Source organism: Acinetobacter sp. CFCC 11171, from assembly GCF_003268405.1.
GTDB classification, from domain to species: domain Bacteria; phylum Pseudomonadota; class Gammaproteobacteria; order Pseudomonadales; family Moraxellaceae; genus Acinetobacter; species Acinetobacter amyesii.
In genome coordinates this window covers 1-8,627 of sequence record NZ_LQXP01000061.1, presented here as the reverse complement: position 1 = coordinate 8,627, position 8,627 = coordinate 1, and the positions used below count along the sequence as shown (strand labels likewise).

Annotated in this window: 7 protein-coding genes and 1 rRNA gene; 6 read left to right on the top strand and 2 right to left on the bottom strand. The window is 40.7% G+C overall.

Translation table 11 applies throughout. From position 1 onward, the window contains the following. The first annotated feature begins 96 nt into the window (after window positions 1–96). The 3 genes from purE to AVJ20_RS17425 all read left to right on the top strand — a co-directional run bounded on the left by purE (window position 97) and on the right by AVJ20_RS17425 (window position 3,765). Window positions 97–609: a 5-(carboxyamino)imidazole ribonucleotide mutase gene (gene purE / locus AVJ20_RS17435; RefSeq protein WP_078189531.1), complete on the top strand. Its 513-nt coding sequence runs from the start codon at window positions 97–99 to the stop codon at window positions 607–609. 16 nt (window positions 610–625) lie between these two features. Further along, window positions 626–1,747, top strand: coding sequence for a 5-(carboxyamino)imidazole ribonucleotide synthase (locus tag AVJ20_RS17430; protein WP_111886091.1), 1,122 nt, complete (start codon window positions 626–628; stop codon window positions 1,745–1,747). Between the two features lie 731 nt (window positions 1,748–2,478). Beyond that, window positions 2,479–3,765 (top strand): lytic murein transglycosylase, encoded by a 1,287-nt coding sequence (locus tag AVJ20_RS17425; RefSeq protein ID WP_111886090.1) that lies wholly within the window; start codon window positions 2,479–2,481, stop codon window positions 3,763–3,765. A gap of 98 nt (window positions 3,766–3,863) precedes the next feature. On the opposite strand, the gene AVJ20_RS17420 is transcribed toward AVJ20_RS17425, so the two are convergent. Further along, window positions 3,864–4,991: an anhydro-N-acetylmuramic acid kinase gene (locus AVJ20_RS17420; protein WP_078189534.1), complete on the bottom strand. Its 1,128-nt coding sequence runs from the start codon at window positions 4,989–4,991 to the stop codon at window positions 3,864–3,866. 63 nt (window positions 4,992–5,054) lie between these two features. Between AVJ20_RS17420 and tyrS the strand changes: the two genes are divergently transcribed. Next, complete coding sequence (gene tyrS, locus AVJ20_RS17415) at window positions 5,055–6,287, top strand: tyrosine--tRNA ligase (RefSeq protein ID WP_171319336.1); 1,233 nt, start codon at window positions 5,055–5,057, stop codon at window positions 6,285–6,287. Between the two features lie 495 nt (window positions 6,288–6,782). Here tyrS and AVJ20_RS17410 read toward each other — a convergent pair whose 3' ends face one another. Further along, window positions 6,783–7,424 carry a YczE/YyaS/YitT family protein gene (locus tag AVJ20_RS17410; RefSeq protein WP_162689805.1) on the bottom strand — a complete coding sequence of 214 codons (642 nt, stop codon included), beginning with the start codon at window positions 7,422–7,424 and terminating at the stop codon, window positions 6,783–6,785. A 225-nt stretch (window positions 7,425–7,649) separates the two neighbouring features. Between AVJ20_RS17410 and AVJ20_RS17405 the strand changes: the two genes are divergently transcribed. Further along, window positions 7,650–7,922: a hypothetical protein gene (locus AVJ20_RS17405; RefSeq protein WP_111886092.1), complete on the top strand. Its 273-nt coding sequence runs from the start codon at window positions 7,650–7,652 to the stop codon at window positions 7,920–7,922. 612 nt (window positions 7,923–8,534) lie between these two features. After that, a 16S ribosomal RNA gene (locus tag AVJ20_RS17400) occupies window positions 8,535–8,627 on the top strand; the annotation flags it as partial.

Below are 8,627 nucleotides of genomic sequence, written 5' to 3'. Positions count from 1 at the left end.
TGAGATGAATTTTCAGTCTATAATACGGGGCTCTTATTAAAGCTTGGCTCTAGTCGAGATTTACTCTCTCTTACTTTAATCTCTGGAAACATTGCAATGAATGCGGCCGCTTCACAAGACACTCCTCTCGTTGGAATTATCATGGGTTCTCAATCGGATTGGGCAACGCTAGAAAACACTGCCAATATGCTCAAACAGCTTGGCGTCCCATTTGAAGCGGAAGTAGTATCTGCACACCGAACTCCAGATCGATTATTCGAATATGCCGAAACCGCACGTGATCGTGGTATTCAAGTAATTATTGCCGGTGCTGGCGGCGCAGCACATTTACCAGGCATGTGTGCAGCCAAGACTGATTTGCCTGTACTCGGCGTACCGGTAAAATCATCGATTCTAAATGGTGTTGATTCACTGCTTTCAATTGTACAAATGCCTGCAGGGATTGCTGTCGGTACTTTGGCCATTGGCCCAGCGGGTGCAACCAATGCGGCGATCATGGCTGCACAAATTTTAGGTTTAACACGGCCTGAAATCGCAAAAAATGTTGCAGATTTCCGTGCTGCGCAAACCGATAAAGTGGCGAGTAAAAATATTCCGGGTCAAGCTTAATTAAGGGGCATTTCTCATGGATAAAACCATTGGTATTTTTGGTGGTGGCCAGTTGGGTCGTATGATGGCGCAAGCGGCATTACCTTTAAACATTCAATGCACCTTCTTTGAAGCGAGTACCGACTGCCCTTCTGCAGCGCTGGGTCCAGTGATTTCGACTCAAGCTGAAAATGGTTTGCAAGATTTCATTCAGAGCGCAGATGTTTTCAGCTTAGAGTTTGAAAATACTCCGTTAGCAGATGTTGATGTGTTGACCAAGAATAAAGCATTGCACCCACCGCGCCAAGCTTTAGCGATTGCACAGCATCGTTTGTCCGAAAAGGCTTTGTTTGATGAATTGGCTATCCCAGTTGCACCTTATAAGGCCGTGACATCTTTCGAGGGTTTACAAGCCGCTGTTGCTGAACTGGGTTTACCCATCGTACTGAAAACATCGCGTGGCGGTTATGACGGTAAAGGTCAATTTGTGCTACGTAGCGCTGAGCAAATGGATCAAGCATGGGCTGAACTGGGCCCTGCTGGTGAATTGATTGCGGAAAGCTTTGTAACCTTCTCACGTGAAGTCTCAATCATTGCGGTGCGTGGTCAAGACGGTGATGTGAAAACATGGCCATTGGCGGAAAACCACCACCACAACGGCATTTTGTCGCATTCGATTGTGCCTGCGCCAAACAGCGCAGACTTACAACCAGTTGCGCAAGACTACATTACTCGCCTGCTCAATCATTTGAATTATGTCGGTGTTTTGACGCTAGAACTGTTTGTGACCGATAAAGGCTTATATGCCAATGAAATGGCGCCACGTGTGCATAACTCGGGGCATTGGTCGATTGAAGGTGCAGTGTGTTCACAGTTTGAAAACCACATTCGTGCTGTAGCAGGTTTGCCTTTGGGTTCGACTGAAGTTGTTCGTCCAACGGTCATGGTAAACATCATTGGCCAACATCCGAAATCTGAAGATGTATTGGCACTGAATGGCGCGCATTTGCATCTGTATAACAAAACAGAGCGTGAAGGCCGCAAAATCGGTCACATCACTTTAATGCCGAATGATACTGCTGAATTAACAGCTTTATGTCGTGCTTTGGCGAAAATTTTGCCGAATCCACTGGCACTTAGCGAAGATATGACCATTTAAACCTGAGTTTGAATGATAAAAAAGCGGTCATGCACATGGCCGCTTTTTTTATCGCTGTAGTTCGGGCATCATTGCGCCTCTTTGCAAAATCACACCGCTTATCGGTGAAACGACAAGAAACTATTGATCATAAAGTGTTCGTTCGTTTATAAATATTCTGCGCGAATCTTCGTATGGTTTTTTCCGTATCAATGGCCTGCGATGTGTGTGAATCAAAATCAAAAATAACCAATGTGTTTTGAATTCAAATTGTGTTTTTAAATTTAAACCATGAATTTGAATTCAAAAATCCGATACCGAAAACAATGAATTCAAAGTTTATGAATTTAAATTTGAAAAAATGAATTCATTTCGTTGTGTTTAAATTTAAAAATTTGAATTTAAAAGTTGATCAGACTTATTGGATCTATAAAGAGAGTCTTTTAAGAACTATAATATTTTGATTATCAACAATAAAAAATGAATTGTCACGCCATTTTGAATTTGTGGATAACTTTTTCTACATGCAGTTTATTTTTAAATTTAAAAGTTTTGAATTTAAATTTAAACCGCTGTTTGGTTTGTAATGAATTTAAAACAAGGTTGTGGATAACTGCTTTTGAATTCAAATTTAAAAAATGAATTTAAATAAGTAGAAATTATGAATTTAAATTTACGTTTTGAACCTTTAACTTTTGCTTTGAGCTGCTATTGTTAAAGCAACAATTTAAATTCAAAAAAAGATCAAGGGTATGAAGCATCACTTAGGATTTGTTTTCGGGACTGCTTTTTTGGCAATAACTCAGGCAAATGCCGAGTTGATTATTAATGGTCAGTCTGTCAATGCGTCGAGCATGCCTGCAACAAGCAGCATTTCACCACAAAATAACTTTCAAGGCTGTTTAGCCAATTTGCGCTCGCAAGCAATGAATGCTGGTGTGAATGCGTCAACTTATGATCGCTATACACAAAATTTAACACCTGATTATTCTGTGATTGAAAAGCTCAACTATCAGCCTGAGTTTTCAACACCGATTTGGGACTATTTGTCAGGACTGGTGGATGAAGAGCGTGTACAACTGGGTCGGCAGAAATTGGCGCAGCATCGTGATGTATTAAACCGTGTCGCGGCGGCTTATGGTGTGCCTGCTGAAACTGTGGTCGCGGTTTGGGGTGTGGAGAGTAATTTTGGTGATATTGCGGGTAGCTATCCGTTATTACAGTCATTGGGCACTTTAAGTTGTGAAGGACGCCGTCAAAGCTATTTCCGTGGCGAGTTTTTTGCAGCCATGCGGATTTTGCAGCGTGGTGATTTAAATGAATCTCAATTGAAAGGTTCATGGGCAGGTGCATTTGGTCATACCCAATTTATGCCGAGTACCTATGAAGAACTGGCCGTGGATTTTGATGGTGATGGCCGCCGTGATTTGGTGTCGAGTACCACGGATGCGTTGGCTTCAACTGCGAATTTCCTGAAAAAGCGTGGTTGGCAAACTGGTCAGCCGTGGGGCTTTGAAGTAAAAATTCCCGAAGGAATGTCGATCAGTGGTGAAAGTCGCCGTAATAAAAAGTCATTAGACAGCTGGATGAATCGTGGTTTGCAGCGTGCCGATGGTACGCCGTTAATTCAAGGTAACCTTTCTGGATCGAGCCAAGCAGGTTTAATGGCACCGGCTGGGGCAAGTGGGCCTGTGTTCTTGGTGTTTAAAAATTTCGATGCAATCTACAGCTATAATGCGGCAGAGAGTTATGCATTAGCGATTGCGCATTTATCCGATCGCTTGCAAGGCAAGGGTGGCTTTAGTACGACATGGCCAACCGATGATCCTGGGACTTCACGTGCGGAACGACGAGAGATTCAACAATTTTTACTTAACCGTGGCTATGACATTGGTAAAGTGGATGGATTAATTGGAGATAAAACCCGTCAAGCCATTCGACAAGAGCAAAATCGACTGGGTTTAAGCCCAACAGGTCGGGCGGGACAGCAGATTTTACAGGCTTTCCGTAATGAACATGCCAAGGCAATGATGAATTAAGTTTTAGCTATGCTTTTATATAGTAGTTAATCTATATAAAAGCTTGTCTATATAAAAAAAGGTCTGCAATTGCAGACTTTTTTATATGTTTTTGACTCTTAAACCGCAGTGATTGTACCTAAGATACGATAGCCAGCAGCACCCGTCACACTTGGTAAATTTGCACTAAGCTGATTGACAAAGCGCATCGCCAACCAAGCAAAGGCCGTCGCTTCCACCCATGTTGGGCTTAAGCCTAAATCTGCGGTACTTTGCACCGTCCATTCATGTTTACGTAGACGCCAGCGCAGTTGTTCTAAAAGGTGTGAATTATATGCACCACCACCACAGACATAGACTTCACCGGTATCCATATCAGAACGGTAAATGGCTTTTTTAATGGCACGTGTGGTGAGTTTCATTAAGGTTGCTTGAATGTTTTCTGGCGTATCTTCGAGTTCGTCATATTCGAGATCTCCACGCCAATCGAGAATCTGTTCATCTAACCATTCTAGATTGAAGTCTTCACGACCTGTACTTTTTGGCGGTTCCTTAGAGAAAAACTCATGCGCTTGTAAGCGGTCGAGCAGGCTGCGAATAGGCTGACCATAAGCCGCCCAGTTGCCATTTTCATCATACGGCTGACCAGTATAACGTTCGCACCAAGCATCCATTAAAATGTTGGCAGGGCCTGTATCAAAGCCATAGACATCTTCAGGTTTACCCGCAGGTAACATGCTGACATTGGCAATGCCACCCAAATTTAAAATCACACGGTGAATGGTGTCATGTTGGAAAAGCGCTTGATGGAACGCAGGAACTAAAGGTGCGCCTTGACCACCCGCAGCCATATCGCGGCGGCGGAAGTCTGAAATCACCGGGATTTTAGTGAGTTCGGTGATAATGTTTGGGTCGCCAATTTGTAGGGTAAAACCATGTTCTGGGCGATGACGGATGGTTTGTCCATGTGAGCCAATCGCCTTGATTTGACTACGATCTAGCTGATTCTTCTCGATCAATTCATTGATGCCATGACCGATCATTTGAGCTAAAGCAACGTCTGCCTTACCCATGCGATCAATTTCGTTATCATCAGGCAAAGTAAGTGCCATCAGTTCATCACGAAGGTCTGGGTCAAAGGGAAGTGTGAGCGTTGCATGAATCTCTAAAGGATCAAAAGAAGCAGCAACAATATCGACACCATCCATGCTTGTGCCGGTCATTACCCCAATGTAGATCGCTGTCATGATGATTCTTAAGCCTGCAATGTGCTGAAAAAGTGTTAGTATATCGCACAAATTGTATAACTGATCTATTTGGATTTTGTGATGTCAAATTTCCTGCCGGCTGAAGAACAACTTGCCCTCATCCAACGAGGCACACATGAGATTATTTCTGAAGAAGATCTTCTTAAGAAATTAAAGCAGAATCGCCCATTAAAAATTAAAGCGGGTTTTGACCCGACTGCACCTGATTTACATTTAGGTCATACGGTTCTGATTAATAAATTAAAAGTTTTCCAAGATTTAGGTCATGAAGTTTACTTCCTGATTGGTGACTATACAGCCATGATCGGTGACCCAACGGGTAAGAGCGCTACGCGTCCGCCGTTGTCTCGTGAAAAAGTTTTAGAAAATGCTAAAACTTATCAAGAACAAGTATTTAAGATTCTTGATCCAGCGAAAACTAAAGTTGTGTTTAACTCAGAGTGGTTTGGTCAAAAAACTGCTGCTGACTTGATTCAGTTAGCTTCACAGCAAACTGTGGCACGTATGTTGGAACGTGATGACTTCACTAAACGTTATAACAGCCATCAACCGATTGCGATTCACGAATTTTTATATCCATTGGTACAAGGTTATGACTCAGTTGCACTAGAAGCGGATGTAGAGTTAGGTGGTACAGACCAAACCTTTAACTTGCTGATGGGTCGTACATTACAAAGCCGTTATGACCAAGAATCTCAAGTGTGCATTACTGTGCCAATTCTTGAAGGTTTAGACGGCGTAAATAAAATGTCTAAATCTTTGGGTAACTATATTGCTGTATTTGATGCACCGGGTGCGATGTACCAAAAAGTGCTTTCAATGCCAGATGATTTGATCGAACGTTACTTTGACTTGTTGAGCTTTAAATCGATTGAAGAAATTCAACAGTTACTTAAAGAAGTGGCTGAAGGTCGTAATCCACAAGAAGTGAAGAAAATTCTTGCACTTGAATTGGTTGAGCGTTTCCATGGCGCAGAAGCTGCGGCAAATGCGCACAAAGGTGCAGGCAACTTGATTACTGAAGGTGAACTTCCAGAAGGTACACCAGAAGTGACTATTTCTCGTGGCGCATTTGGTGGTGAGATTTTCATTACTTCTATTTTGCGTGAAGCGGGTTTGACTAAAAATGCAGCTCAAGCAAAAGATGCAATTGGTCGTGGTGCAGTGAAAGTGGATTGGGAAGTGGTTGATGCAGGTTATGCTGTGTCAGAAAACAAAACTTTGATTATCCAAGCGAGCAAAAAATCGATCGCAAAAGTAACTTTTACCGACTAATAAATTCTTGAATTTTTAGTTAAGTTATTGAATTAAAAGCAGGCTTCGGCCTGCTTTTTTTTACCAATTAATATATTAATAATATAAATCAGCAAATTCAAAAAAAACCTTATAAAAACAACACTTAAATTTTGCCAAATGTGTTGCATTTCTTGAATTTTATGTATATGATTTATTCATCTAGAGAGATATATATACCATCTAGAGGGTACATAACGATAACTCCACTTTTTATAAGTCTCTTCCCCAAGGGACTCTTTTTTTTAGTGAGTTAACAAATAACTATAATAACTACACGATGGATCGACTAAAGATTCAATTCTAAGGGAAAGATTTTGGGAGAGATCTTTCCCTTTTTTATTTGTAAAATTGAGTTATTCCTTTCAAAAATCACATTTATTTCTGTATTAAAGACTTTAATCGCTCCAGAAAAAAGCCCGATTCAATCGAGCTTTAAAATGTCTTTACTCAGATAGATGTTTATTGAGTTTTATTTTAGGGCTTAGGGCCAAATTGAATGAAGCTTAATTTAGGTAAGATCCGCTTAACTAATGTTCCCACTAAAAGTGCGGTAATAATGGTGCCTTCACGGACTCCGATGACTTGATGTAAGACCAGCCAACTGCTGATAACCGCAATACTGACCAAGAGGATGTCGCCATAGGTTTTACAGTTGCCAAAATCAAGGCGATAACGAACAGCAATGGCTTGATAGAGACCTTCTGCGGCCAAGAGGACTAGACTGGCTTTGACCACTAAGCTCACACCTAAAGCAGTAATCAGGCAACTTGCCAAGCAAGCTAGGAGTTGAAGTGGGTAACTTTCTATGCTCCAGCCTTGGGTCAGCCACATTAAACCGTCAATAAATGCACCAAACAAAATTCCCACGGGTAATTGCAGCCACTGTATCCATTGAAAGCGTGATTTTAAGATCAGCATTTGCAGCAGGATCATGACGATATGCATTAATACTGTTAATGTGCCGACGGTGAGAGGAAAGATATAGCTAAAGCTATAGGGCACCGAGGAAATAGGGGATGTCCCTAAATTTGAATGTATAGAGAGTACGACACCAAAAGCCAAAAATCCTAATCCGCCTAATAGTAAGAATAAGCGTGGAAAAAACTGTGTTGGCATCCTGCACCTAAAAAATAAAAAGAGTGTACGTAAAACGCAGCCTGCGCTCTATGCGTCTAAAGCCCAAAAATAGTGGCTTTTTATGACTGTGATCGTTAATAGTGATTATTCAAATAAAATAGGCTGTATTTTTATCAGCAAAAATGACTAAGCATGTAATTAAAATGATTTTTGCAAAAACAGGCCTTATGGAACAATGGTCAAAAATCAAAAAAGAGCAACAACATGGCGTATTACAATACCGATAATCATGATGAACAGATTGATCGAATCTTGAGATATTTATTTGATCACCAAACCACACAGTATAAGCGAGCATTATTTTGTGAGGCGCAGCAACAATTACATGATTTGGATATCGCAGCACAGTACCAACTATTTGCATTGGTACGAGAACAACTCCCTCGACGTGCCAAGCTGCTATTTTCTGCCGAGGATTTCCGTGGAAAGCAACAAGTCATCTTGGAAGTCATGCAACATTTAGCATTTGAACGTTAAAAAATGCTTGGAAATATAAAAATGCACGCAAAAAAATGTCTATAAAGCTTGAATAGGTGTGATGACAGAAAAAAATGATGTGCTTTGAGGAAGAAAAGTAGACTAATGATCAATAAATAATCAAAGCTACTTTTATTAGATTTAAAAGCGCTGAAAAAGATTTGCTAGATATAAGAAATTTACTTAATTAAATATCGACTATTTGCTAAATATTTATAAAAAATGCTTAAAAAATAGGTAAAAAGTGCAATTTTTTTTAGCAAAAACGCTTATAAAAAATACATACGTGAAAAATATAGTGAATTGGGGGTTGCAATGATTCTGAAATGCTCTAGAATGCACCCCATACCGACGAGATAGACGGAAACGAACGAAACGCGAAGCGTTGAGTTGTTAAGTTTATCGAAGTCCAGCTTCTAGCATTGACGAGATGTTAGAAAGATCATTAAGAGATTATGAAGAACAACTTGTGTGGATTTTTACTGATTGATCGATCGAAATTATTTTCATTGATTGAATGGTAGAAATTACTCGAAGTTTATTTGAGAAATATTTGTCAGAAAATTGATGAGCCAAGTTTAAGAACTTTACTTATAAAGTTCGAAATGATTTTAACTGAAGAGTTTGATCATGGCTCAGATTGAACGCTGGCGGCAGGCTTAACACATGCAAGTCGAGCGGGGGAAGGTAGCTTGCTACTGGACC